Below are 25,318 nucleotides of genomic sequence, written 5' to 3' on the forward strand. Positions count from 1 at the left end.
AGGCGCTGTCCATCGCAGAACCCCCCACATCACCGTCGTGGGTGGCCACCCACGACCACTGCGGACGGGCAGCCCGGCGCCGCATCGAGTGTTCCCACGCGGCGGACGAGACACGGTGCACCCCGGGGACGTCGGCGAAGGCCTCATTGTGTGCCAGCCGGACGGCCTCACTCAGCTCCGGATGATAGGGCTGCAGCTGGATCCCGTCGGTGCTCGGCATGGTCGGGATGGTGCGGTGCCCGTACTCGTCCTCGAAACCCCGGTGCATGTCGAAGTACCAGCGCCGGGCGGTGAACCCACCCTGCTCCATCAGATGCCCGTGGGCACCCGCCTTCTCATCCACATAGCGGGTCAGCAGCACCCGACGGCCCAGTTCGGGATGTGTGACAAGTGTCTCGTCGAACCACTCCTGGGCCCGCGCAACCTGCCACTCCAGGAGCCGCCGGCCCAATTGCTGGTGTCGCCAGGCCGGGTGCACGCCGCCATCCAGCCAGACCTGGGGCTCACCGACGTCGAGCCCGCGAATGTGGTTCCAGCCGTAGGCGACGATGGTGCCGCCCTTGTCCCGCCCCACGACGGCATCGGCGGACGGATCCGCCCCGGGTGCGCTGTAGTACTCCTCCAGCTCGGTCAGCCCCAGGCGCTCGACCGGGTCGTCGAAGTACTCGATCGCAGTTCGCAGTTCCGCGAGCTGGTCGAGGTCCTCGGCTTGCAGGGCGGTCCATTCCAGGCTGCCCTCGACGAAGGGATCCACGTCGCCGGTCAGCGCCCGACGTTCTCGGCGCGACGAGGCAGCTTCCAGCGCTGGATGGATCGGCTGGAATGCCAGTCGACCACGCTCCAACCGCCCTTGCGGGCGGCGCGCAGCAGGCCCACGTCGGGCTGCACCGCCACCGGATTGCCGACGGTGTTCAGCATCGGCAGGTCCACATGGCTGTCGGCATAGGCGTAGCACGTGTCCAGGTCGATCTGGTGCTGGGCCGCGTAGTGCTTCAGCCACGCGGAGCGGGACTCGCCCACCATCGGCGGCGAGGTGAGGAAGCCGGTGCACACGCCGTTCGCGTCGGTGGCCAGTTCGGCGGCGATGATCACGTCGAACAGGTCCTCCAGCGGCCGGGTCAAGGGCCGGATCACGCCGGTCATCAGGATGGTGGTGTGTCCGGCGTCACGGTGCTCCTGGATCCGGGCCAGGGCGTCGGGCGAGAGGCGATCCTTCACGAAGGGTGCCATCTGTTCGTCGACGTAGGCCTCCAGCCCGCTCATCTCCATCCCCGCATAGCGCCGGTAGATGGATCGCAGGAAGGTGGCACGGTCACGTCGATCGGCACCCAGGTAGCCGGGCAGTGAGGCGGCGACCTCGGTCAGCTCCCGCACCCGCCCCACCGGGGACAGGTTGGGCAACCGGGCCCACAGGTAGGTCTCCACCACATTGGTGTCCATCACGGTGCCGTCCAGGTCGAAGGCGGCCAGCACCGTGCCCGGCTCGGCGGGCTTGAGCTCCTTGTAGGTGCTGGAACGCTTGCCGCGACGGTTGCGCAGCGCCTCCAGCCGGCGCACCGGATCGGTGATCGCCGGGGTGTGGATCTCCATCATGTAGGTCCGCCAGTCCACCGCCGAGGTGTCGAAGGCGAAGGAGGCGACGTCGTCGGGGTGCAGCGAATTGTGCAACGCCATGGTGCAGTCGTCGACGAAGTGCACCTGCGACTGCAGGTATTCCCCGTAGAGGCTGAGGTAACGGCGCAGGAAGCTGAGGCTCTTGCCCTGCTTGTCCAGCGCGGTGGCCGCCTGCCGGGTGTACTTTCCGCGCGGCGCCCAGCTGAGCGCGCGGTTGCCGACCTTGTGCGCCTTCTCGGCGACATTGAGGAAGCGCTCCACCGGCTGCTCACCGGGGAACTTCCAGGTGGCCAGCGGCGCGACCGTTCCGTCGGAGCGGGTGTAGGGGTGCTGGCTGAAGTACTCCCGGATGTACTCGTAGATCTCCCGGAAGGTCATCGGGTTCCGGGCACCGGTGGAGCAGTGGTAGAACTCCGGCTGCCCGATCTGCGGCTCGGTCGCGCAGACCGCGACGATGGCATTCACCACGTGGTCACACGGCACGATGTCCAGCGCCGCATCGGGTGAGGCCGGAAACTCCTTCAACTGTCCCTTGCCATAGGCCAGGATGATCGGATCGGCCATCTTGAAACCCTCGATCCACCCCGGGTAAGGGTGCACCAGACTGGACTCCACGATGGCGGGCCGCACGATCGAGACCTTGATGTCCTTGCCCAGGTCAGCGACGACCCGCTCCCCCATCGCCTTGGCGAAGGTGTACACGTCGGTCCAGCCCAGCGAGCGGGCGCGCTCGGTGCCCGCCTCCACCAACTTGGCCTTCACCCATTCCTGACGGCGACGCTCGGTGTCCTCCGCCGTGGTCAGGAAGCCGGCCTGCCGGTGTTCCCGCTCGGCCTGCTTGCGCAGCTCGGCCAGCTGTTCCGAGGTACGGCTCTGCGCCTCCACCAGCTCGCCCATGGCCAACGCCTGCTCGGTCTCCACCCGGTAGTCGACGTCGTGCTCGTGCGCCGCCTCGGGGATCGCGCCCCGGCGCCGCCCCGCCGTGTAGGCGGTGGAGATGTGCACATAGTGCGGGATCCTCACCAGACTGCCCTGTTCGTCGCTGCAGGCCCTCAGCATGGCCTGCATCAGCGCCTGGGTGCCCAGCACATTGGTCTTGAAGGCCGAGTCGATCGGCGGGTCGAAGCTGACATCACCGGCGCAGTGGATCACCACGTCCAGGTCCCGCGGCAGCTCGGGCACATTGGGCAGGTCGCCGGAGAGCACGTCGACGCGGGCATCACAGAGAGCCTCGGCACCACCCGCCGCCGTCGCCAGATCCTTGAAGATCGGCTTCTTGAGCAGGCTCACCACCCGATCCCGCGCGGTCACCGACCCCTTGGGCCGCACCAGCACCACGGCACGGGTGTCCGGCAGCTCGGTCAGGATCTTCCACAGGATCTGTTCACCGATGAAACCGGTCACACCGGTCATCACGATCTTCTTGCTGGCCAGCTCGTCCTTCAATCGGCCGTGCAGCAGCGCCGTCATCGGGCGTCCTCACCCTTGGCGGCGGCCAGGGCCTCGGGCAGCGTGAAGTTGCCCACGTACAGGGCCGTGCCGACGATGGCACCCTCCACGCCGATCGGCACCAGGCCGCGCAGCTGGCGCAGGTCATCCAGGGTGGAGATGCCACCGCTGGCCACCACGGCGGCCTCGGTGCGGGCACAGACCTGGCCCAGCAGTTCCAGATTGGGGCCGGTCAGCATGCCGTCGCTGGCCACGTCGGTGACGACATAGCGGGCACAGCCGGCGGCGTTCAGCCGCTCGACGGTCTCGAACAGGTCCCCACCCTCGGTGGTCCAGCCGCGGGCCGCCAACCGCGTGCCCTTCACGTCCAGACCGATCGCCACCCGGTCACCGTGGGTCTTGATGATCTGCTCACACCATTCCGGGTTCTCCAGGGCGGCGGTGCCGACATTCACCCGTCGGGCACCGGCGGCCAGTGCCCGCTCCAGGCTGGCGTCGTCGCGGATGCCGCCGGACATCTCCACATTGATGTGCAGTTCGTCGACGATCCGGGCCAACACCTCGTAATTGCTGCCGCGGCCAAAGGCCGCGTCCAGATCCACCAGGTGGATCCACTCGGCTCCCTGACTCTGCCAACGGCGGGCAGCCTCGAGCGGGTCTCCGAAGACCTTCTCGGAGCCGGCCACTCCCTGGACAAGCTGCACGGCCTGCCCGTTCTGGACGTCAACGGCGGGAAGCAGAACAAGAGAATTCACGACTGAACCCTAGCCCATCGAAGCGTTGTCACCGTGTGACAACCAGTTGGTCAGCAGTTGTGCCCCGGCGGCACCCGACTTCTCGGGGTGGAACTGGGTGCTCGACACCACACCGCGCTCGACGGCGGCGACGAAGCGATCCCCGCCATGTTCCGCCCAGGTGACCAGCGCGTCACCGGGGGCGGCGTGCACGCCATAGGAGTGCACGAAGTAGAACCGCTCATCGGCCAGCCCGGCGAAGAGCCGACTGCCGTCGGGCACCGCCACCGTGTTCCACCCCATGTGCGGCAGGCGCTCGGCGTTCAGCTGCTCCACGGTGCCGTCGAAGACCCCCAGACCCGCCGCAGCACGGCCGTGTTCCGCGCCATCACCAAACAGGATCTGGTGGCCGACGCAGATCCCCAGCAACGGCTTGCCCTGCTCGATCCAGCCGGCGATCAGCTCGTCTCCCCCGACGGCCCGCAAGCCCTCCATGCAGGCGGCGAAGGCCCCCACCCCGGGCACCAACAACTGGTCGCAACGGCGCAGCGCGTCGTGGTCGCTGCTGAGCAGCACGTCGCCGCCCGCGGCCTCCAGTGCACGGCAGGCCGAGTGCAGGTTCCCCGAGCCATAGTCCAGCACGCCGACTTTCACCAGGCGAGGGTGGCGACCGCAAGGGTGAGCGGTCACAGCGCGCCCTTGGTGCTGGGGATGCCCTGCACCCGCGGGTCCGGTGCCACGGCGGTGCGCAGCGCCCGGGCGAGGGCCTTGAACTCGGCCTCGACGATGTGGTGCGGATCCCGCCCGGCCAGCAAGCGCAGGTGGATGCACAGCCCCGCATTGAGCGCCAACGATTCGAAGACGTGGTAGGTCATCGAGCCGGCATAGGGCACCCCGGAGCCGCCGATCAGGGCGTAGACCTGGCCATCCGGTTCCCCGGTGCAGACGCAGTAGGGCCGGCCGGCCACATCCACCACGCACTGGGCCAGGGCCTCGTCCAGCGGCACCATCGCGTCGCCGTAGCGAGTGATGCCCGACTTGTCGCCCAGCGCCTGCTTGATCGCCTGGCCGAGCGCGATCGCCGTGTCCTCGACGCTGTGGTGGCCGTCGATGTGCGCGTCGCCGGTGCAGCTGATCGTCATGTCGATGCCGGAGTGCTTGCTCAACGCGGTGAGCATGTGGTCGTAGAAGCCGACGCCGGTGCTGATCTGGCTGCTGCCGGTGCCGTCCAGGTTGATGCTGACGCTGATGGTGGATTCGCTGGTGGTGCGCTCCACGGTGGCGGTGCGGCTCATGCGGACTCCTTGATGGTGGGCAGGATCTCGGTCAGGGCGGCGCGGAAGGCGGCCATCTCCTGTGGCGTTCCGGCGGAGACCCGCAGGTAGCCATCGGGGCCCGTCTCGCGGATCAGGACGCCCCGCTCCAGCAGGAGCTGCCAGACCTCATGCCGGTCGGCGAAGCGGCCGAAGAGGCAGAAATTCGCCTGGCTGGGCACCACGTCCAGGCCCTGTTCCCGCAGCCACTGCTGCAACTGCTGGCACTGGTCGCGCAGATCATCAACCCGCTGCAACATCTCGTCCGCATGGGCCAGTGCCACCAGCGCGATCGCCTGCGAGGCGGCCGAGAGGTGGTAGGGCAGCCGGACGATCCGACAGGCATCGACGATGGCCGGGGTGGCGGCAAGGTAGCCCAAACGACCGCCCGCGTAGGCGAAGGCCTTGCTCATGGTGCGGCTGACCACCAGGTGCTGGTGGCGCGGCAGCAGCGCCAGGGCGGAATCCTCCGGGATCTCGGTGAACTCCTGGTACGCCTCGTCCACCACCACGATGCAGTCCGGGCGCACCTCGGCCAGTCGGGTGCAGATCTCGTCGATCACGCTCACCGGCGTGGTGGTGCCGGTGGGGTTGTTCGGAGTGGTGATCAGGATGACGTCGGCCCGGTGTTCCGCCACGGCGGCCAGCACCGCGTCGGCCTCCACCCGGTAGCCCTCGCCGCGGGGCACCGCCACATAGTTGCTCAGGGTGTTTCGGGCGTATTCGGGGTACATCGAGTAGGTGGGGCTGAAGCCCAGCACCGTGCGGCCCGGGCCGCCGAAGGCCTGCAGCAGGTGGGTCATCACCTCATTGGACCCATTGGCGGCCCAGATGTTCTCGGCGGCCAGCCCGAAGCCGAGGTAGTCGGCCAGGGCTGTGCGCAGCTCCAGCGCCTCCCGATCCGGGTAACGGTTGACGGTGCGGGCGGATTCCGCGATCGCCTTGCCCATCTGCTCGCGCACCTTGTCGCTGGGCGGGTACGGGTTCTCGTTCACGTTGAGCGCCACCGGGACGTCCAGCTGCGGGGCGCCGTAGGGCTCCTGGCCCACCAGTTCGGCACGCAGTGGCAGCTGGTCCAGGGTGATCGGTGCGACGGGTTCGTTCATCACTGCACCTCACCGTCGACGGGCCGACGCACCGTGATGGCATTGGCATGGCCGGGCAGGTTCTCGGCCAGGGCAAAGGTCTCCACCCCGTCGGCCAGCTCCAGCAGCGCCGCCTGGTTGTAGTTGATCACGTGGACGGCGCGCATGAAGCTGCGCACATTGAGCCCCGAGCTGTGGCAGGCGCAGCCCGCGGTGGGCAGGACGTGGGTGGAACCGGCCGAGTAGTCCCCCAGCGAGACCGGCGAGTAACCACCGACGAAGATCGCGCCGGCATTGCGCACCCGCGCAGCAACCGCCTCGGGCTCGCGGGTCTGCACCTCCAGGTGCTCGGCGGCGTAGGCGTCGCAGACCAGCAGCCCCTGCTCGATGTCGCGGACCAGCACGATGCCGGACTGCTCGCCGGTCAGGGCCGTGTGTACTCGCTCGGCGTGCCGGGTGGCGGCCGCCTGCCGGGCGGTGACCTGCTGCACCGCGTCGGCAAGGGCGACGGAATCGGTGACCAGCACCGATCCGGCCATCGGGTCGTGCTCGGCCTGGCTGATCAGGTCGGCCGCGACGTGCTCCGGGTTGGCGCTGTCGTCGGCCAGGACCATGATCTCGGTGGGCCCCGCCTCCGAGTCGATGCCGACCTTGCCGCGCAGCAGCCGCTTGGCAGCGACGACGTAGATGTTGCCGGGGCCGGTGACCATGTCCACCCGCTCGCACAGGCCGGGCACACCGTGGGCGAACATCGCGATCGCCTGCGCGCCGCCGACGGCGTAGACCTCGTCGATGCCCAGGATGTGGCACAGCGCCAGGATGTTGGGGTGCGGCAGGCCGCCGAATTCCGTCTGCGGCGGGCTGGTGACGGCGATTGACTGAACCCCGGCCACCTGCGCCGGCACCACATTCATGATCACCGAGCTGGCCAGCGGCGCCAGACCACCGGGCACGTACAGCCCCACCCGACCGACGGGGATGATCCGCTGGGCGACGGTGGCACCGGGAGCGACGGTGATGCTCGGGGAGGTGCTCTCCTTCTCTGCCAGCTCGCAGACCTGCCGGCGCCGGGTGATCGACTCGTCGAAGGCGGCCCGCAGCTCGGGATCCAGTTCCCCGGCACACTGCCGGAGGATCTCCACCGGCACCCGCAGATGCTGTGGGGTCACCTTGTCGAACTGTTCGGCGAAGCGCAGCAGTGCGGCCTCGCCCTCGGCCGCGACCGCATCGCAGATCGGGCGGACCTTCTCCACCGCATGTTCGACGTCGAACGTGGCGCGCGGGACCGCGGCGCGGTAGTCGAAGGACTCGCCCTCGGCACCGGCGGCTGTCAGGTCAAGAGTTCGCAGAAGTTGGTTCTCAGGCACGGGCCGAGTCTAGTTTGCGGCCCCGACAGTTTCCGGCGGCTTCCACCGGCTGGCACGGGCCAGCCCCGGCTGACCTGCTGTGATGGGATGCACGCGTGGAATTCCTGCAGCACGGCTTCATCGGCGTCGGCACTGTGGTCAACATCGTGACGATCCTGCTCGGCTCGGCCGCCGGCCTGGCCCTGGGCGGGCGGCTCTCCGCCCGCACCGCCGCCACCGTCACCGACGGCCTGGGCCTGGTGGTGCTGGTGATCGCCGCCCTGTCCCTGCGGCCCCTGCTGCAACCCACGCTGAACCAGGCGGTGGGTGATGGTGCGGCGCTGATCGTGATCCTGCTGGCCCTGATCACCGGCTCGCTGATCGGCTCCTGGCTACGGCTGGAGGAGCGGATGGACGATCTGGGCCGGTGGGTGCGCAGCAAGCTGGGCGCCGACGATTCGCACCGCTTCGTCGACGGCTTCGTGACCGCGACCCTGGTCTTCTGCGTCGGCCCGCTCTCCATCCTGGGATCGCTCTCCGACGGGCTGGGCCGTGGCGCAGAACAGCTGCTGGCCAAAGCCGTCCTGGACGGTTTCGCGGCGGTGGCCTTCGCCAGCTCCCTGGGCGTCGGGGTGATGCTGTCCGCCGTCACGGTGGGCCTCTACCAGGGAACGCTCACCCTGCTCGGCTTCCTGCTGGGCGACGTCCTGCCGCCCGCCCAGATCGACGCGCTGACCGTGGCCGGGGGCCTGGTGTTGATGGCCCTGTCCATCCGGCTGATGGGGCTCAAGCCGATGCGGGTGGCCGACATGCTGCCCGCCCTGGTCTGTGCACCGCTGTTCGTCTGGTTGATCCAACTGTTCTGAAAGGACTGTCTGCCCGTGGCCGCCACCGGAACACCCGCCACCAAGGCACTGGACCGCGCGAAGGTGCCGCACACCCTGCTGCCCTATGACCATGACCCGGCCAATACTCACTTCGGTGAGGAGGCGGTGCGCGCCCTGGGCCAGGATCCGGCCCAGGTCTTCAAGACCCTGGTGGTGAGCTGCACCGGCGGGCCCGCACCGCTGGTGGTGGCGGTGGTGCCGGTGGCCCAACAGCTGGACCTCAAGGCGCTGGCGGCCGCTGCTGGCGCGAAGAAGGCCGCTCTGGCGGAGCATTCGTTGGCGGAGCGGACGACGGGCTACATCGTCGGCGGCATCTCCCCGCTGGGGCAGAAGAAGACCCTGCCCACCTTCATCGACTCCTCCGCGCAAGCCTTCGGCACCATGATGGTCTCGGCCGGCAGGCGCGGCCTTCAGGTGGAACTCTCCCCCGCAGACCTTGCCCTGATCACCCGCGCCAGCTTCGCCACGATCGCCCGCTGACCCGTCGCAGGCCAACGGCTTGCGCACCCCGACGCACCGCCCGACAGGCTGGTCAATAGGGTGGGGAGCATGGCCCAGAGCACTCCCTTCCCCCGCCCGGTTCCCGTGATCGGGGACACCTCCGCCGCGCACGAGCGTGCCGACGATCCGGCGGGCTGGGCCTTCGACGAGCAGACCATCGATGCGCTGGACAGGGTGCTCAGCTCGCGGCGGGACATCCGTCGGTTCCGGCCGGATCCGGTGCCGCCCGAACTGGTGGACAAGCTGATCGCCGCCGGCCATGCCGGCCCGTCGGTGGGCCATTCGCAGCCGTGGCGGTTCATCGTCGTCCAGGACCCGCAGTTGCGGGACCAGGCCGCGGCGATGGCCGACAGGTCGCGGCTGTGGCAGGCCGCCAAGCTCGCCCCGCAACGCGGCCAGCAGCTTCTGGACCTCAAGCTGGAGGGGCTGCGGGAGGCACCACTGGGTCTGGTGGTGGCCTGTGACCGGCGCACCCCGGCGATCGGCGTACTGGGCCGGGCCACCTTCACCGACGCCGACATGTGGAGCTGCGCCGCCGCGATCGAGAACATCTGGCTCACCGCCCGCGCCCACGGTCTGGGCATGGGGTGGGTCACCCTCTTCCAGCCGCAGGAACTGGCAGACCTGCTCGGCCTGCCCGAGGGCGTCGAGACCCTCGGCTGGCTCTGTCTGGGCTGGCCCGACGAGCGTCCGCCCTCGCCCGGGCTGGAGCGGCTCGCCTGGTCACAGAAGATGCCGCTGGACGACGTGATCCTGCACGACCACTGGCCCACCGACGACCTCCCGACACCGGCCAACCACCTGCGCGCGCCGGACCAGACCCGTATGGTGCACGCAACCGACACCGCGGACGACCTGCTGACCACGCCCGGCTCGCTAGGCGTGCTGGATCGTGCCCTGAACCGGGTGGAGGCGGTGCGGCCGCAGGGCATCGATGGCGGCTGCCTGGTGCTGGCCGGCGCGGACCACCCGGTGACCGTGCACCGGATCAGCTCCTTCGAGCCACACGTCACCCACGACGTGCTGACCGCCAGCGTGCAGGGCGCCGGGATGGGCGTCGTCGCCGCCCACGGCGCCGGGCTGGGCTCCATCGTCGTCGACGCCGGCGTGCTCTCCCCCGTCGCCGGTGCGCGCCAGCACCGGCCGACCGACCCCACGGGCGATCTGGTCGGCACCGACGCGCTGAGCCCGGCCGATGCCCGGACCCTCTTGGCGGCCGGTTGCACGATCGGCGCCGAGGCGGCCGCCTCGGGCCTGGTGGTGCTGGGCGAGGTCGGCATCGGCAACACCACCGTCGCCGCTGCCCTGGCCGCTGCCCTGCTCGGTCTGAACGCCGAAGAAGCGGTGGGACTGGGAACGGCCGCCGACGCCGACATGCTCACCCGCAAGCAGCACGTGGTCGATCGGGCACTGGCCCGGTGGGCGCAGGAGCCGGGCCACGAGGATCCGCTGCAGACCCTGGCTGCGCTGGGTGGCGGCGAGTTCGCGGTGCTGGCCGGTGTAGTACTCGGCGCGGCCGAGAACCAGGCCGTGGTGGTGCTGGATGGCTTGGCCACCAGCGTCGCCGCGCTGCTGGCGGTCAGGATCGAACCCGGCGTGCAGGCCTACCTGATCGGTGGCCAGCAGAGCCGCGAGCGGGCCCACGAGCAGGTGCTCACCGAGCTCGGGCTGGAGCCGCTGCTGGCGCTGCGGTTGCGCAGCGGCGAGGGCGTGGGCGGTTGCCTGGCGGCGTCGCTGCTGCTGCAGGGGCAGAACATGCGACGTCTGGTGGCCCGCACCAGGTAGGGCCGGACGCGAGTGGAACTGGCCGACACGCTCGGCCATCGTGCTTGCGACCCACGGCCACCGTGGTTGCAACCCAACGACCACGCGGCCCGAGCTTGTCGAGGGGTCAGCCGGCGGGCGGCGGTACCGGTGTGCTGGGCGGCTGGTCACCCACCGGCGGCGCGGTCACGTCCTTGGTGCGAGGTCGTCGTACCCGGGGCCGGATCTGCTCGTCGACGCCCAGCGACGAGTACAGCAGGATCGGGATGGTGGCGAAGAAGGGCCAGACCAGCATCGAGGACCAGGCGTGCAACTGGAAGTCGATCGGCACCGATTCACCTGCACCGGCCTGGGCGATCCGGGTGCGGAAGTTGTGCGGCCCCATCAACATGCCGACCCACCAGCACAGTAGGCCGCTCAGCACGGCCGATGCGAAGGCCAGCAGCGTCACGGGCCAACCGAGGCGACGGAACCAGCGCCAGGCCAGCACCCCGATCGTCGTTCCCAGGATCATGCCGAACAGGCAGAACCAGGCGTCGGTGGAGAAGACCTGGGTGAGGCCCCGTTCGGAGATGGTGGCCCGGCCGTCGGCGTCCACCTGGTACGTGGGCAGGTCCACCACCAGATGCCACAGCACCCCGGTCAGTGCGCCCACCAGCATCGTCAGCAGTACGAAGACCAGCAGGCCGCGGGTGCGGGGGCCGATCGGCAGCCGCGTCATCATCGGCAGCCGGGGCTGGGGCGCGTAGGCCTCGCCCTCCAGCAGTTCCATGTCCTCGGGGCTCGCGGCGGACGTGCCGGACGAGCCGAGCATCGGCTCGGTGTGCGTCACCAGGTCGCCTTTCTGTTCCGGATGCTGCGTCACTCTACCCCGCCAGGCAGGACGGCCCGAGCAGCGCCTTCAGGTCTGCCATCAGCGGTTGCGAGGCGGTGACCCGAAGCGTGTCGTCCAGTCGGAAGAGCGTGTTCTGCTGCTGGGTGAGCAGTCGCAGCCGCACCTCGGTCATGCCCGGGTGGCTGTGCAGAACCTCGCGCAGCTGGTCCACCACCGGCGGGGTGCACCGCCCGGCGGGCAGCTGGATCACCACGGGCCCGGTGGGTCCGTCGGAGATGTCGGGGATGGAGAGTTCCTGGCAGTGGATCTCCACCGACTCCTCCTTCTCCCGGATCCGGCCCTTGACCCGCACCACCTGGTCGGTGGCCAGGTGCATCGCGATCTGCTCGTAGACCTTGGGGAAGCACATCACGTTCACCGACGCCTCCAGGTCCTCCACCGTGAGGATCGCCCAGATGGCGCCGGTCTTGGTCTGCTTGCGTTGGATCGTGGTGATCATCCCGGCGATGCTCATCATCCCCTCCTTCGGCCCGTCGGGGGCGATGAGGTTGCCGATGGAGATGTCGCGTTCGGACTCCAGGATGTGTTCCAGGCCCTGCAGCGGGTGGTCGGAGACATAGAGGCCGAGCATCTCGCGTTCGAAGGCGAGCTTGGTGCGCTTGTCCCAGTCCTCCAGTTCCGGCACCGTCTCGTGGTGCTGCTCCGCCTCCGGCTCGTCGGCGGCCAGCCCGAAGTCACCGAACAGGTCGTCCTGGCCATTGGCCTGGTTGCGCTTGAGGTCCAGCACCTGGTCGACGGCGGTCTCGAAGATGCTCATCAACGCCCGACGGGAGTGCCCGAGCGAGTCGAAGGCGCCGGCCTTGATCAGCGATTCGATCATCCGCTTGTTGCAGACCTGCAAGGGAACCTTGTCCAGGAAGTCGTAGAAGTCGGTGAAGGCGCCCTCGCTCTGCCGGGCCTCCACGATGCCGGCCACCACGTGCTCGCCGACATTGCGGATGGCACCCAGACCGAAGCGGATGTCCTCCCCGACGGCGGTGAACTCCAGCTCGGAGGTGTTCACGTCGGGCGGCAACACCCGGATGTGCTGGGCGCGCATGTCGCCCAGGTAGAGCGCCATCTTGTCCTTGTCGTCGCCGACGCTGGTGAGCAGCGCGGCGCCGTACTCGGCCGGGTAGTTGGCCTTCAGCCAAGCCGTCCAGTAGGAGACCAGGGCGTAGCCTGCGGCGTGCGACTTGTTGAAGGCGTAGCCGGCGAAGGGCACCATCACGTCCCAGAGGGTCTGGATGGCGGCGTCGGAGTAGCCGTTGCCGCGCATCCCCTCCTGGAAGTGGTTGAATTCCTTGGCCAGGATCTCGGGCTTCTTCTTGCCCATCGCACGACGCAGCAGGTCGGCGCCACCCAGCGTGTAGCCGGCCAGGGCCCGGGCGATCGCCATGATCTGTTCCTGGTAGACGATCAGGTGGAAGGTGTCGCCGATCAGCGGATCGAGCGCCTCCTTCAGCTCCGGGTGGATCGGGACGATCTCCTGCCGGCCGTTCTTGCGCTCGGCATAGGCGATGTGGGCGTTGGCGCCCATCGGACCGGGCCGGTACAGCGCGAGCACGGCGGTGATGTCGTCGAAGCCGGTCGGGCCCATCTGGCGCAACAGGGAGCGCATCGCGCCGCCGTCGAGCTGGAAGACACCCAGCGTGTCGCCGCGGGCCAGCAGGTCATAGGTCTTCTGGTCGTCGAGTTCCAGGGTGGCGACGTCGATGTCGATGCCCTTGTTGGTCTTGATGATCTGGACGGCGTGGTCCATGATTCCCAGGTTGCGCAGGCCCAGGAAGTCCATCTTCATCAGGCCCATTTCCTCAAGCTGAGGGTAGGCAAAGCCGGCGATGATCATGCCGTCCTTGTCCCGCTTGTGCATGGGCACGACGTCCAGCAGCTTCTCGCTGGACAGGATGAAGGCGCAGGCGTGCACGCCGGTGCCGCGCATCAGGCCCTCCAGCCCGAGCCCGGTGTCGATCACCTTCTTGACGTCGGCCTGGGTGTTGTAGAGCTCCCGGATCTCCATCCCCTCGGCGTAGCGAGGGTGCTGCTCGTTGAACAGGTCCTTGAGCGGGACGCCCTTGCCCATCACGTCGGCCGGCATCGCCTTGGTGATCTTGTCGCCCAGGCCGAAGGGGTAGCCCAGGATGCGGTTGGCGTCCTTGACGGCGGCCTTCGCCTTGATGGTGCTGAAGGTGTTGACCTGGCTGGTGTACTCGTCGCCGTACTTGGTGGTGACGTAGTCGATCACCTTGTCGCGCTTGCGGTCGTCGAAGTCCAGGTCGATGTCGGGCGGGCTGATCCGCTCGGGGTTGAGGAAGCGCTCGAAGAGCAGGCCGTGCTCCAGCGGGTCGATCTGGATGATGCCGGTGAGGTAGGCGATCATCGAGCCTGCGGCAGAGCCTCGGCCGGGGCCGACTGCGACGCCCATCTCCCGTGCCTTGTTGCAGATGTCGGAGACCACCAGGAAGTAGGAGCTGAAGCCCAGCGGCTCGATCACCGTCAGTTCGGTCTCGATCCGCTCCAGGACGTCGGGGCGATCGGCGTCGCCGTAGCGGATCTTGACGCCCTCCTCCACCTTCTTGCGCAGCCAGGATTCCTGGGTCTCGCCCTCGGGAACGTCGAACTGCGGCATCCGGTCGACGTGCTTGAAGACGTCGGCGTAGCTCTCGATCCGCTCCGCGATCTCCAGGGTGTTGTCGCAGGAGTCGGGCAGCTCACTGAAGAGCTTGCGCATCTCCTCATTCGTCTTGATGTAGTAGCCGGAGCCGTTGAAGCGGAAGCGGTTGGGGTCATCCTTGTTGCGGCCCACGCCGACGCACAACAGGTCGTCGTGGCTGTCGGCCTGGTCCTCGGTGACGTAGTGCGAGTCATTGCTGGCCACCAGCGGGATGTTCAGCTTCTTGGCGACGCGCAACAGGTCCTCACGGACATTGCGTTCAATGTCGATGCCGTGGTCCATCAGCTCCAGGAAGTAGTTCTCACGCCCGAAGATCTCCTGGTAGGCGGCCGCCGCGGCCACCGCCTCGTCGAACTGCCCCAGCCGCAACCGGGTCTGCACCTCGCCGGACGGGCAGCCGGTGGTGGCGATGATCCCCTCGGAGTACTGGCTGATGATCTCCCGATCCATCCGGGGCTTCATGTAGTAGCCCTCGTAGGAGGCCAGCGAGCTGAGCCGGAAGAGGTTGCGCAGACCGGTGGCATTGGCGGCCCACATGGTCATGTGGGTGTAGCGACCACCCCCGGAAACGTCCTTGCCGCCCTCCACCGTCGCGTCAGTGCCGTCGTGGCGGCCCTTGGCCCAGAACTCCTGCACCCGGGAGTGCCGCGACGACGGCGCCACATAGGCCTCGATCCCGATGATCGGCTTGACGTCGGGATAGTCCTTGGCGATCTTGTGGAATTCGTAGGCGCCGAACATGTTGCCGTGGTCGGTCATCGCGATGGCCGGCATGCCCTGGCGGGCAACCTCCGCGAAGAGCTTGGAGTTCTTCGCGGCCCCGTCGAGCATCGAGTACTCGGTGTGGGTGTGCAGGTGGACGAAGTTCTCGGCCATGGGGTGGCTGCGCCTCTTTCCGCTGGTGCTGTCCGGGAGAAGCCAATCTACCGCGCGCGATCAGCCCTTCGTCGCACCCAGGGTGAGACCCGCCACGAACTGCTTCTGCAGGACGAAGAAGACCACCAGCACCGGCAGCGCGGCGATGATCGAGCCCGCCGAGAGCAGGTTGTAGTCGGTGAAGAAGGAGCCCTTGAGGTTGTTCAACGAGCTGGTCACCGGGAACTTGTCACCGCTCTGCAGCAACACCGTCGCCCAGAAGAACTCGTTGTAGATCCACGCCACCTGCAGGGTGCCCAGCGCGGCCAGCGGCGGGCGGCACAGCGGGATGGTCAGGCCCCAGAACTGCCGCCAGACCGACGCGCCGTCCATCTCCGCCGACTCGTAGATCTCCTTGGGCAGTGTCTTCATGTAATTGCTCAGCACGAAGGTGCAGAAACCGGTCTGGAAGGCGACATTGACCAGGATCACCCCAAGGTGCGAGTTCAGCAGGGTGCCCGACGCGGAGACCCACTCGGGCACCTCGAAGGCCCGGAACATCCGGTAGATCGGGATCAGCAGGGACTGCGGCGGCAGCAGGTTGGCCGCGACGAACAGGCTGAGCAGCGACAGGTTGAACTTGAAGCTGAACCGGGCCAGCACGAAGGCCATGCAGGAGCTGAAGGCCAGGGTGAGCAGCACCGCACTGATGGTGATGATGGCGGAGTTCACGAAGCTGTTGGAGAAGCCGCCCCGCTCCCAGGCATTGGTGTAGTTGTCCAGGGTGAAGCCGCCGAAGGACATGTAGCCGTGGTCCATCGTGTAGCCGTAGTCCCGGAAGGAGTTGAACAGTGCCCACAGCAGGGGGAAGAGGAAGACCAGGCTGGTGGTGATCAGGAAGGCGTGCAGCGCCACCCGGCCGGCGGTCAACGGGCGGTGCCGCGAGGGCAACACCTCGGGTGTGGTGGTGGAGGTGCTCACTGGCCCTCTCCCTTCATGACGACGCGGAGCTGGATCACGATGAAGACCGAGCTGATCAGCAGCATGATGGTGGCCAGGGCGGAGCCGAAGCCGATCCGGCTGGCCTCGCCCACCACATTGGTGGTGACCAGGGTGGAGATCAGCTCCAGGCCATTGCGGCCCCGGTTGATCACCCAGGCCAGATCGAAGGCACGCAGACCCTCGATCACGGTGATGGTGACGACGATGATGTTGATCGGCCGCAGGGCGGGGAAGATCACGTCGCGGTAGGTCTTGAACTGGCTGGCGCCATCAATGGCGGCCGCTTCGCGCAGCGACGGATCGATCCCCTTCAGACCCGACAGGTAGAGCAGCATGATGTAGCCGACGTGCCGCCAGCCATTGGCCAGCATGGCCGCCCACAGGTTGATGTTGGAATTGCCGTACCAGTCGATCTGGGTGCCGAAGAGCCAGTTCAGGAAGCCCTGGTCCCGGCTGTACATCAGCTGCCAGATGAAGCCCACCAGCGCGGCGGACAGCACCACCGGCAGGTAGAGCGCGGTCTGGTAGGCGCGCGAGCCGCGGATCTCCTTGTCCAGCAGGATCGCCAGGAACATGCCGAGCGGGGTGAAGACCAGGAAGAGGCCCAGCAGCCAGATCAGGTTGTGGGTGAGCGCCGGCCAGAAGGGCGGGTAGATGGTGGCCAGATCGGTGTAGTTCTTCAGGCCGACGAACTCGATCTGGTCCAGACCACCGACGCCGTCCCACTTGGTGAACGACAGCGCGACCGAGGTGAGGGCCGGGAGCCAGACGAAGACCACCACGAGCAGGACCGGGATCGTCGCCATGGCGATGATCGTGGCCTTGTCGGCGGCGCGCATCTTGCGTCGCCGACGCCTGGAGGGCGGTGCTTCGGTGGCAGTCACGGCAGGGGTGGTGACAGACATGGTTCTCCTCGGTTCGCGCCGTCGTCACTGACGCGCGGGACAGGGATCAGGCGAAGATGGACTTCTTCTGTTCCTCGACGGACTTCAGGATGGAATCGATCGCTCCGGGATCCTTGGTGAACTGCTGGAAGGCGGGGCCGATCACGGTGTTGGCGAAGTCGGGACGCGAATCGCGGTCCAGGAACTGGGAGATGTTCTCCGCTTCCTCGATCATCTTCACGGCCTTCTTCTGCAGCGGCGTGTAGCTGGCCTGGTCGGCCTTGGAATTGGCGGCGATCACCGACGGGTCGGACTTGATGGTGATCCCGACGGCTTCCGGGGTGCTCAGGTAGAGCAGCAGTTCCTTCGCCGCGGCTTCGTTCTTGGGCTTGGCCGCCATCATGAAGCCGTCCACCGGGGCCTCGACCACCTTGGTGCCGACGGCCGCGTCGAATTCCGGGAAAGCGAAGAAGTCGATGTCCTCCTTGGCGTCCTTGGAGGCCTGGAACTGCTGGGAGATGAACATGCCCATGGTGTACATGCCGGACTTCTTCTGGATCAGGCTCTGCGCTGCCTCCTGCCAGGTGCGGCCCAGCGAGTCACTCTGGTGGAAGGGCAGCAGTTCCTTCCACGCGGCGAAGACCTTCTTCACCTGCTCACTCTCCCAGGACTCCTCGCCGGCCATCAGCTTGACGTGGTGGTCGTAGCCGTTGATCCGCAGGTTCAGCATGTCGAAGGTGCCCATCGCCTCCCAACCGTCCTTGTTGGCGAAGGCGATCGGGTTCAGGCCGTCCTTCTTCATCTTCTCGCAGAGCGTCAGCCACTCGTCCTTGGTCTTGGGAACCTCGTAGCCGTGCTGCTTCCACACGCTCGGGCGGTAGAAGATGCCCCACGGGTAGTAGGTGGAGGGCACGAAGATCTGCTTGCCGTCGGCGGTGGCCAGGTTCTTCATCGACTCCGGCATGCCGTCGATCTTCTCCCACACATCGGAGACGTCGCCGACCAACTGCTTGTCCGCGAAGTAGCGGGCGCGGTATCCGGCAAACCAGGTGAAGACATCATCCGGGCTGCCCTGCAGGTAGTTGTTGATGCCTTCCTTGAAGGTCTCGTGCTGGATGGTGTTGATCTTCACGTCGGCCTTCTTGAAGCCGGCCATCATCTCGGCAAAGGCCTTGCGGGGAATGTCATCCGACTGCGACGAGCCGACGGTGACGGTGCCACCGACCGAGGCGCCCGAACCGGGAGCTGTGCTGCTCTTCTTGTCACCTCCACAGGCGGTCAGCCCGCCGAGCGCGGCGGCGCCGACAAGGCCCTGCAGCATGGCCCGGCGGCCGAAGTGGGGCATGGGGATGGTCTGGTTGGTCATCGTTCTCCTCCTTGAGAGCGGTTGGGTTGTGTGCTGGCCCGAAGGACCAGCTCGGTGGAGAAGACCCGATGTCCGGGGTCGTCTCCTTGCAGAGCCGTGGTGAGCATCTGCACCGTTGCCCGGCCCAGCTGGCGCAAGGGCTGGCGAACGGTGGTCAATGGGGGGTTGGACGTGCGGCTGATTTCGTGGTCGTCGAAGCCGACCAGCAGCAGGTCGCTGGGGACGCGCAGTCCCCGTCGCGTGGCCTCGTCCAGGGCACCGACGGCCATCCGGTCCGAGGCGCAGAAGACGGCATCCAGGTCTGGGTGGCGCTCCAGCAGGGCGGCCAAGGCGGTGCCGCCGGAGGCGCGCCCGTAGTCGCCGTGCTCCACCAGGTCCTCGGAGAAGCGCTGCCTGAGCGCCTCCCGGAAACCGATCTCGCGTTCCTGGCTGCCCAGCGCATCCAGCGGTCCGGCGATCATCCCGATGCGGGTCGCCCCCAGCTCCTGCAGGTGTTCGGTGGCCTGGCGTGCCCCGGTGCGATCGGTGATGGTGACCGACCAGAGCAGCTTGTTGTGGTGGTCGGCCGGCGGGATACCGCAGACCACCACCGGCACCTCGGCGTCGGCGATCACGTCCAGCATTGGGTCGCTGACGTGCGGGCTGAGATGCACCACCCCGTCGACGTGCCGGGAGCCCAGGAAGGTGGCGGTGCGCCGACGCTCCTCGTCGTTGCCGGCCAGCAGGAGCACCAGGGCTGTCTCGGTGTCGGCCAGTCCGTCGGAGACCCCCTGCAGCAGCAGGCTGAAGGTGGGGTCGGCGAAGAGCTCGTGTTGCGGTTGGGTGAGCAGCACCGCGATCGCATTGTTGCGTCCGCTGGCCAGCGAGCGGGCGTGCGGATTGGCGCGATAGTTGGACTTCTTCACCGCCGCCTCGACGGCCTTGCGGGCCGCAGGGCTCACCCTGGGGCTCCCATTCAGGACGCGGCTGACCGTCCCGCGGGAGACTCCCGCGAGCTGGGCGACGTCCTGGATGGTGGCCTGCTTGGGCATCACTGGCACCACAGGGTGAAGCCGAAGCGGGTGCTGGTGGGCCACAGTTGGTGCTGCGGGAGGACGTCGGGGCCGCAGGAGCGGGTGCCCAGGCCGTGCTGGGCGGCGTCCAGGTACAGGTGGGTGTGGGTTGGCGCCGGGAGCTCGTGCTGGTGCGCCGCGGCGGTCAGCTGGTGGGCATCGTGGCGTCCGACGCCGAAACCGATCCGCCGCTCCCCCAGCGCTCCGAGCTGCAGGGATTCGATCCGCAGCGTGGGCAGACCTTCTCCGCTCAGCCAGGCCCAGAAGAGATCGGGCCGGTGGCCGCTCTCCTGCGGGACGGCATAGGGCGTGGTCATCTCGTCGATCGGGCGTTCCCACCAACCGTGCCGGGCGGCGGTACGGGAATCCGGGTAGGCCTCCTGCGGCCCCATGCCGCACCAGTAGGCGTCGCGGTAGCCCAGCGGAAGCGCCAGGTGGACGCCGATCCGGGGCCAGGTGCAGATCGGTTCGCGCGGGCCGATCGGGTCGACGCTGACCTCGCAGCGCAGCGCACCGTCCAGCTGCGTCCCCTCAACCCGTGCCCCCTCAACCTGTGCCCCATCGACGAGTGCCCAGCGGAATTCCACCTCGGCGCCGTGGGTGCCCTGGGCGGGCAGCAACCGCTGTCGCACCACGTACTCGTCGCCCTCGATCCGGGCGTGCACCAGCCGGGCGTGCAGCCGGTCCAGGCCGGCGGCGCGCCAGCGGTCGGCCGACGAGGGGCCGTCGACGCCGTGGCCGTGGGTCAGTTCCGGGTCGGCCAGTTCGTAGGAGCCGAAGGTGGTCAGCGAGTCGTTCTCCGTCGGGGCCCGCCACAGCTCCAGGTGGCAGGCGTCGACGGCAACCTCCCCCAGGCTGGTCAGGGTGCCGGTGATGGCGTCGAAGCACGCCGGACCGATCCGAACCACATCGCCGTCCAGCGTCGGGGCGGCCGTGGGGCGCGGCAGGGGCTGCGGTGCGGCGGGCTGGTCCAGCCGGAAGCGGGCATGGCCCAGCTCGAAGTCGTGTTCACCCGCCAGCCAGCTCCGCTTGGCGCATTCGTGCTTGAACCACAGGGCGGTGACGGCGATGGTGGCCCACGAGCCGGGCTGGTAGCTTTCCCTGACGCAGTCGGGCAGGCTCACCACGACGCTCTGACCGGCGGGGATCACCGGCACGTCCAACCGCACGCTCTTGTCCCGTCGGATCTCGCCGCGCTCCATCGCCTCCAGCGTCGGACCGGGGGTCTCCCCCACGGCCCAGGTGCACAGGAAGTCCACCTTGGCGGAATCCAGTCCGTGCCAGCGATTGGTGATCCGCAGCCGCCGGTCCTCGGTCAACTCGAAGGTGAAGGGCGCGTTGACCGCCGCCAGCTCGCCCAGTCCGGGGCTCGGCGTGCCGTCGGCCAGCACCAGGCCGTCGCAGACGAAGGAGCCGTCGTGGACCCGTTCACCGAAGTCGCCGCCGTAGCCGTGGAAGGGCGTGCCGTCGGCAGTGTGGGTGAGCAGGCCATGATCGCGCCACTCCCACACGAAGCCACCGTGCCAGCCGGGCAGGTTGAAGGCCTCGTCGTACTCGGCGAGTGCGCCGGGGCCATTGCCCATGGCGTGGGCGTACTCGCAGAGCATCATCGGCTTGGCGGCCAGCCGGACGGATTGCGCGCTGCGCTGGGTGAGGGCCACTCCCAAGCCCTCGCTCATCTCGCGCATCTCCACCAGTGAGGTGTACATCCGACTGACCACGTCTGAATACGCCGCCTCGTAGTCGCCCTCGTAGTGCACGGGACGGCCGGGGTCGCGGCGCTTGATCTGGTTGGCCATCGCGGCCAGGTTGGCGCCGGTGCCGGACTCATTGCCCAGGCTCCAGCAGATGATCGACGGGTGGTTCTTGTCCCGCTCCACCATCCGGTCGGCGCGGTCCAGGTAGTTCTGCTGCCAGGCCGGGTCCTCGGACGGGTTGCCCACCCAGCCGTTCAGCTCGAAACCGTGGGTCTCCAGGTCGCACTCGTCAATCACCCAGAAGCCCAGCTCGTCGCACATCTCCAGCAGTTCGGGGTGTGGCGGGTAGTGGCTGGTGCGAACCGCGTTGAGGTGGTGGCGCTTCATCAGCTCCAGCCCGGCGCGGGCGTCCGCGGCGTCGAAGACGCGTCCCTTGCTGGGGTGGAACTCGTGCCGGTTCACCCCGCGGAAGCGCACCGGTGCGCCGTTGACCAGCCAGTCACGGCCAATGATCTGCACCGTGCGGAAACCCAGGCGCAGGTCGATCTGTTCGGCCTGGTTGCTGACCGTGGCCGGGTAGAGCCGGGGCGTCTCGGGGCACCACGCCTCGACGCTGTTGATCCGGATGGGCGCGATCTCGGCTTCGCTCTGCCAGGTGACCTCGACGCCGAGCTGCGGAACGCGCAGGGTGATCGGGTAGGCGGCCTCGGTGGCCCGCACCTCGGGGGTAATGGTTCCGGTGCCGTCGGTGTGGTCGTAGTCGGCCCGGAGCCACGCGTCGTCGATGCCGGCGACGGGCCGGCCCACCAGGCTGACGCTGCGGAAGATGCCCGGCAGCCACCACTGGTCCTGATCCTCGACGTAGGTGTTGGCGCTCCACTGGTACACGCGGATGTGCAGCAGGTTGGCGCCGGGGTGCAGGTGTTCGGTGATGTCCAGTTCCAGCGGAAGGCGGGAGCCGGAGAAGGTGCCCACCCGGGTGCCGTTGATGCTGATGAGGCCCAGGCTCTCGACGCCGTCCAGGCGCAGCAGCACCTTCTCGAAGCCCTGCCAGTCGGCCCAGGCCTCGGGCGCCTGCAGGTCAGTGCCGTTGGTGTCGGCGTCTGCCCCGGGCAGGGTGATCCACAGCCGGTGGTCGCCGGTGGGGTTCTCATCCGGGACGTGCGGCGGATCCAGCGGGATCGGGAACTGCACGTTGGTGTAGGCGGGCTTGCCCCAGGCGCCGTCGTTCTGCAGCACCCAGTGCCCGGGGATCTCGATCCGCTCCCAGGCGGCGTCGTCGAGTTCGGGGCTGGCGGCCTCGACAGGGGCCCAGGCCGGGCTCGCACTCAGCCGGAAGCGCCACTGGCCGTCGAGACTCCATCGCAAGGGCTCGTTGCGACGCCAGGAGCGGGCAGGCAGACGCACGGGCGCAGCAGTGCTGATCAGCTCCGTGCCGCGCAGACCACCGGTGTGATCGGTCCCACCCTCAAACACAGGAAACTCCCTCGTAGCCCGTTCGACATGCGCTCACGTCTGTGTGAACGCTCCCACACTAGCGGCCCTCAAGGTTCATTTGCAATGGCTCAGCACATATTCGCTCGGTCGGACTGAGCGATTGACCAGACAGGCCAGGAGGCTGCATCGGTGCGAGTTCTAGGCTACGAGCATGGCGCGCAAGCAGATCCTGTGTGTCGGGGACAGCCTGACCAGAGGCGGAGTGGGATGGTCCTACATACCGTTCTCACACCATCGGCGGACCATGGTCAACGAAGGGCGCGACGGCGACACGCTCTGGGGACTCGGGCATCGGCTTTCCAAGCTGCTCCAGCGGCCCGGCCGACCACCTGCGTGGTGGGAATCGGGACCAACGACCTTCTACTGCCATTCCTGTCGACGCGGCCCGGCTGGCGACAGATCATGGCGATTCGCTCCCGGCTCATGCACAGCTGCACCTCTGACGACGACTTCGTTCGGGACTATCGCGCCCTCATCTCCCGCATCCAAGCCGCCGGGCTGACCACAGTCATCGTGGGCCTACCACTCATCGAACTTCGCGACTACCCGGACGACGTGTGCGCCCGCCGCAACCTCATGCTCCGAGACATCGCCGCGCAGACCGATTGCACCTTCGTGGACGCGGCAGCGGCCATGGCTGCCGCTGGACCCGCATTGCCGGCCGCTCGGCGCTACGCGTGGTCGAGGTTCCCACCCATCCGGGTGATGGATGCAGTCATCATGCAGATCGCTCCCCCGACCAAGGACTGGTTCACCGTCCTGCGCAGGCTCCAACTGACAGTCGACGGCGTGCACTGGAACAGCCGCGCCGCCAAGGCCGTCGCTCATGCCATCGATGACGCATTGGATGACGCCGAGGTGCCCGTCCCCGAATAGCCCAGGAAGGGTGAGGGCGGCGGGCAGAACTGCCGCTGACCGAACACCATTTTCCGCAACTAGCAGTGGTGCAGTTGTCATCTCGCGAGTCTCGTTGCCCGATAGAAAGCACACCCCAATGGTCAGCCAAAGTCTATCGACTCGACGGCGGCTAACTGGCCACGAAGGTATCGGAGTTCGGGTCCGTCCGGGCAGAGGGCAATGGCTGTCTTGTATGCGTCGCGGGCTGCACTGATCTGTCCTTCACGCCGCAACAGCTCTGCACGAACGACATGTACACGATGGTGGCCGGGGAGTTGATCAGCCGCAGCTTGTAGGACACGAAGGCCTTCCAAGGGGCCCGACAATTCGGCGACAGCCACCGCGCGGTTGAGTCGGACGACTGGTGAGCCTGTGAGGAGTTCAAGTCGTCGGTAGACACGAACAACGGCCGCCCAGTCCGTGTCTGCCGCAGTAGCGGCGGTGGCGTGGAAGGCAGCGATCAGTGCTTGCAAGCGCAGCTCTTCCGCAAAGCCGACCGTGGGTGCGATCGCGCGAAGCACCGCCAGCCCACTGTCGATCTCGTCCTTGTGCCATCGGCTGCGATCCTGATCGGCAAGCCGCACCAGGCCACCATCAGCATCGGCGCGCGCATCACGTCGGTCATGCTGCAACGTCACCAAAGCGCAGAGCGCGTCCAGAACAGGCGTCCCTGGAACCAGTTCGGAGGACCGTACGGCCGGTAGGTCTGGGCTCGGCGGGAAGTCCGCTGGGCAAGGTGTCCGGTTTGGTCGAGACGAGCCGGGCCGGGGGGAGTCAGAGTTGGTGTCGAGGAGGACATCATGCCGAGTTGGGGCCAGGTCAATGCGGTACAGCGGATGCAGGACCATCTGCAGGCACATGTGGATGATCCTGAGCAGGACGTCGCTGCCATGTGTGCTGCGCTGGGCTACTCGGAGCGCCACGCCCGTCGGCTGTTCAGCTCACTGGTGGGCATCACACCCGCCGAGTACCTGCGCCGCCTCCGGCTGACAGCCGCTGCCCAAGCTCTCGCGGGCGGGAACCAGACCGTTCTGGAGGCCGCCATCGCAGCAGGTTTCGAGAGCCATGACGGCTTCACCAGAGCGTTCGCGCGAGAGTTCCACCTCACCCCGTCCGACTACCGGCGGATCCGGCCCCCAGTCACCTGGTTCATCGCGAACCCGGTGCGCCACTACTACAGCTACCTCGACCCGTACCAGGAGAACACCATGACCACAATCACCTGCACCGTCACGATCGTCGACCACCCCGCCGCCCGGCTGCTCGTCCAGCGCTCCACACAAGCCAGCGAGTACTGGAGCTACTGCGAAGAGATGGGATGCGACTGGGAAGGACTGCTGGCGAGCATTCCCGAGCGGCTGTGCGACTCTGCTCTGGTCACGCTTCCACCGTCCATGGTCCTGCCCGAAACATCACCCATCGCGGCGGGTGTGGAGCTGCCAGCAACTTGGTCGGGTCCGGTGCCCGAGGGCTACGAATTGGTGGAGTTGCCCGCCCAGACCAGCGCGCACTTCGTCACCCAGCCCTTCGAGAACGAGGACGACTACGCCCGCGTTATCGGATTGCTGGACGAGGCCGTCGCCCAGTACGATCCGGCCCCGTTCGGCTACCGGATAGACCCGACCGCAGGTGTTGCCTACAACTTCGGTGCGCAGGCCGCCCGCGGCGGACGCCAGAACCATCCCCTGACGGCGGTCCCCCGATGAGCCTGCCCCCGCTCGACCTCGTCGCCGCCGCCCGGACAGGAAGCAAGAACCTGCGCGATACACTCGGCACACCACCCTCACAATCCGCTGTCCTGGACGAACTCCATGCCCTCGGACAGCG

General features: G+C 67.8%; 20 protein-coding genes. 5 read left to right on the forward strand and 15 right to left on the reverse strand.

Going from position 1 to position 25,318, the window contains the following annotated elements:
• The 7 genes from AAEX57_RS06485 to hisD all read right to left on the reverse strand — a co-directional run.
• On the reverse strand, nt 1–754 hold a 754-nt coding region (locus AAEX57_RS06485; protein WP_342097765.1), incomplete at its 3' end, for a GNAT family N-acetyltransferase.
• Nucleotides 755–762: 8 nt separating this feature from the next.
• Nucleotides 763–3,084: an HAD-IB family hydrolase gene (locus AAEX57_RS06490; RefSeq protein ID WP_342091319.1), complete on the reverse strand. Its 2,322-nt coding sequence runs from the start codon at nt 3,082–3,084 to the stop codon at nt 763–765.
• Nucleotides 3,081–3,818 carry a bifunctional 1-(5-phosphoribosyl)-5-((5-phosphoribosylamino)methylideneamino)imidazole-4-carboxamide isomerase/phosphoribosylanthranilate isomerase PriA gene (gene priA, locus AAEX57_RS06495; protein WP_342091318.1) on the reverse strand — a complete coding sequence of 246 codons (738 nt, stop codon included), beginning with the start codon at nt 3,816–3,818 and terminating at the stop codon, nt 3,081–3,083. Before priA ends, AAEX57_RS06490 begins: the two co-directional genes overlap by 4 nt.
• Nucleotides 3,819–3,827: 9 nt before the next feature.
• Entirely contained in the window at nt 3,828–4,451 is a 624-nt protein-coding gene (gene hisH / locus AAEX57_RS06500) for an imidazole glycerol phosphate synthase subunit HisH (RefSeq protein ID WP_342091317.1), read from the reverse strand.
• 32 nt (nt 4,452–4,483) lie between these two features.
• The gene (gene hisB, locus AAEX57_RS06505) at nt 4,484–5,092 is read right to left on the reverse strand and encodes an imidazoleglycerol-phosphate dehydratase HisB (protein WP_342091316.1); all 609 of its coding nucleotides are present in this window, start codon (nt 5,090–5,092) and stop codon (nt 4,484–4,486) included.
• Nucleotides 5,089–6,216 carry a histidinol-phosphate transaminase gene (locus AAEX57_RS06510; RefSeq protein WP_342091315.1) on the reverse strand — a complete coding sequence of 376 codons (1,128 nt, stop codon included), beginning with the start codon at nt 6,214–6,216 and terminating at the stop codon, nt 5,089–5,091. Before AAEX57_RS06510 ends, hisB begins: the two co-directional genes overlap by 4 nt.
• Entirely contained in the window at nt 6,216–7,562 is a 1,347-nt protein-coding gene (gene hisD, locus AAEX57_RS06515) for a histidinol dehydrogenase (protein WP_446721095.1), read from the reverse strand. Before hisD ends, AAEX57_RS06510 begins: the two co-directional genes overlap by 1 nt.
• Before the next feature lie 95 nt (nt 7,563–7,657).
• Here hisD and AAEX57_RS06520 point away from each other — a divergent pair, with 95 nt between their 5' ends.
• The 3 genes from AAEX57_RS06520 (at nt 7,658) to bluB (ending at nt 10,714) form a co-directional block, all read left to right on the forward strand.
• A complete protein-coding gene (locus tag AAEX57_RS06520) occupies nt 7,658–8,407 on the forward strand; it encodes a DUF554 domain-containing protein (RefSeq protein WP_342091314.1) in 750 nt (249 codons plus the stop codon).
• Between the two features lie 9 nt (nt 8,408–8,416).
• On the forward strand, nt 8,417–8,908 hold the full coding sequence (gene ybaK, locus AAEX57_RS06525) for a Cys-tRNA(Pro) deacylase (RefSeq protein WP_342091340.1): 492 nt from the start codon (nt 8,417–8,419) through the stop codon (nt 8,906–8,908).
• Nucleotides 8,909–8,977: 69 nt separating this feature from the next.
• A complete protein-coding gene (gene bluB / locus AAEX57_RS06530; RefSeq protein ID WP_342091313.1) occupies nt 8,978–10,714 on the forward strand; it encodes a 5,6-dimethylbenzimidazole synthase in 1,737 nt (578 codons plus the stop codon).
• A 106-nt stretch (nt 10,715–10,820) separates the two neighbouring features.
• Here the strand turns inward: bluB and AAEX57_RS06535 are convergent, their stop codons facing one another.
• From AAEX57_RS06535 to AAEX57_RS06565, 7 genes are read right to left on the reverse strand one after another with little or no spacing between them, the layout of a single operon-like run.
• Nucleotides 10,821–11,525, reverse strand: a complete 705-nt coding sequence (locus AAEX57_RS06535) for a hypothetical protein (protein WP_342091312.1) — start codon at nt 11,523–11,525, stop codon at nt 10,821–10,823.
• A gap of 34 nt (nt 11,526–11,559) precedes the next feature.
• Complete coding sequence (gene dnaE, locus AAEX57_RS06540; protein WP_342091311.1) at nt 11,560–15,117, reverse strand: DNA polymerase III subunit alpha; 3,558 nt, start codon at nt 15,115–15,117, stop codon at nt 11,560–11,562.
• A 60-nt stretch (nt 15,118–15,177) separates the two neighbouring features.
• A complete protein-coding gene (locus AAEX57_RS06545) occupies nt 15,178–16,077 on the reverse strand; it encodes a carbohydrate ABC transporter permease (protein ID WP_342091310.1) in 900 nt (299 codons plus the stop codon).
• Entirely contained in the window at nt 16,074–17,003 is a 930-nt protein-coding gene (locus AAEX57_RS06550) for a carbohydrate ABC transporter permease (protein ID WP_342091309.1), read from the reverse strand. The genes AAEX57_RS06545 and AAEX57_RS06550 overlap by 4 nt, the downstream gene beginning before the upstream one ends.
• Before the next feature lie 46 nt (nt 17,004–17,049).
• Entirely contained in the window at nt 17,050–18,348 is a 1,299-nt protein-coding gene (locus tag AAEX57_RS06555; RefSeq protein ID WP_342091308.1) for an ABC transporter substrate-binding protein, read from the reverse strand.
• Complete coding sequence (locus AAEX57_RS06560) at nt 18,345–19,379, reverse strand: LacI family DNA-binding transcriptional regulator (protein ID WP_342091307.1); 1,035 nt, start codon at nt 19,377–19,379, stop codon at nt 18,345–18,347. The genes AAEX57_RS06555 and AAEX57_RS06560 overlap by 4 nt, the downstream gene beginning before the upstream one ends.
• On the reverse strand, nt 19,379–22,573 hold the full coding sequence (locus AAEX57_RS06565; RefSeq protein ID WP_342091306.1) for a glycoside hydrolase family 2 TIM barrel-domain containing protein: 3,195 nt from the start codon (nt 22,571–22,573) through the stop codon (nt 19,379–19,381). The genes AAEX57_RS06560 and AAEX57_RS06565 overlap by 1 nt, the downstream gene beginning before the upstream one ends.
• Before the next feature lie 228 nt (nt 22,574–22,801).
• Between AAEX57_RS06565 and AAEX57_RS06570 the strand changes: the two genes are divergently transcribed.
• Nucleotides 22,802–23,470: an SGNH/GDSL hydrolase family protein gene (locus AAEX57_RS06570; protein ID WP_342091305.1), complete on the forward strand. Its 669-nt coding sequence runs from the start codon at nt 22,802–22,804 to the stop codon at nt 23,468–23,470.
• 122 nt (nt 23,471–23,592) lie between these two features.
• On the opposite strand, the gene AAEX57_RS06575 is transcribed toward AAEX57_RS06570, so the two are convergent.
• On the reverse strand, nt 23,593–24,351 hold the full coding sequence (locus AAEX57_RS06575; RefSeq protein ID WP_342097766.1) for a DUF6596 domain-containing protein: 759 nt from the start codon (nt 24,349–24,351) through the stop codon (nt 23,593–23,595).
• Between AAEX57_RS06575 and AAEX57_RS06580 the strand changes: the two genes are divergently transcribed.
• A complete protein-coding gene (locus tag AAEX57_RS06580) occupies nt 24,292–25,197 on the forward strand; it encodes a helix-turn-helix transcriptional regulator (protein WP_342091304.1) in 906 nt (301 codons plus the stop codon). The genes AAEX57_RS06575 and AAEX57_RS06580 overlap by 60 nt on opposite strands.
• Nucleotides 25,198–25,318: the final 121 nt, after the last annotated feature.

Source organism: Luteococcus sp. H91, from assembly GCF_038433135.1.
In the GTDB taxonomy this organism is placed as follows: Bacteria; Actinomycetota; Actinomycetes; order Propionibacteriales; family Propionibacteriaceae; genus Luteococcus.

Excerpts from the sequence above, each read along its gene's own strand:
- AAEX57_RS06490 (WP_342091319.1), bottom strand. The coding sequence starts at position 3,084 with ATGACGGCGCTGCTGCACGGCCGATTGAAGGACGAGCTGGCCAGCAAG.
- hisB (WP_342091316.1), bottom strand. The coding sequence starts at position 5,092 with ATGAGCCGCACCGCCACCGTGGAGCGCACCACCAGCGAATCCACCATC.
- AAEX57_RS06510 (WP_342091315.1), bottom strand. The coding sequence starts at position 6,216 with ATGAACGAACCCGTCGCACCGATCACCCTGGACCAGCTGCCACTGCGT.
- bluB (WP_342091313.1), top strand. The coding sequence starts at position 8,978 with ATGGCCCAGAGCACTCCCTTCCCCCGCCCGGTTCCCGTGATCGGGGAC.
- dnaE (WP_342091311.1), bottom strand. The coding sequence starts at position 15,117 with ATGGCCGAGAACTTCGTCCACCTGCACACCCACACCGAGTACTCGATG.
- AAEX57_RS06550 (WP_342091309.1), bottom strand. The coding sequence starts at position 17,003 with ATGTCTGTCACCACCCCTGCCGTGACTGCCACCGAAGCACCGCCCTCC.
- AAEX57_RS06555 (WP_342091308.1), bottom strand. The coding sequence starts at position 18,348 with ATGACCAACCAGACCATCCCCATGCCCCACTTCGGCCGCCGGGCCATG.
- AAEX57_RS06560 (WP_342091307.1), bottom strand. The coding sequence starts at position 19,379 with ATGCCCAAGCAGGCCACCATCCAGGACGTCGCCCAGCTCGCGGGAGTC.
- AAEX57_RS06570 (WP_342091305.1), top strand. The coding sequence starts at position 22,802 with ATGGTCCTACATACCGTTCTCACACCATCGGCGGACCATGGTCAACGA.
- AAEX57_RS06580 (WP_342091304.1), top strand. The coding sequence starts at position 24,292 with ATGCCGAGTTGGGGCCAGGTCAATGCGGTACAGCGGATGCAGGACCAT.
- AAEX57_RS06575 (WP_342097766.1), bottom strand. The coding sequence starts at position 24,351 with ATGTGCCTGCAGATGGTCCTGCATCCGCTGTACCGCATTGACCTGGCC.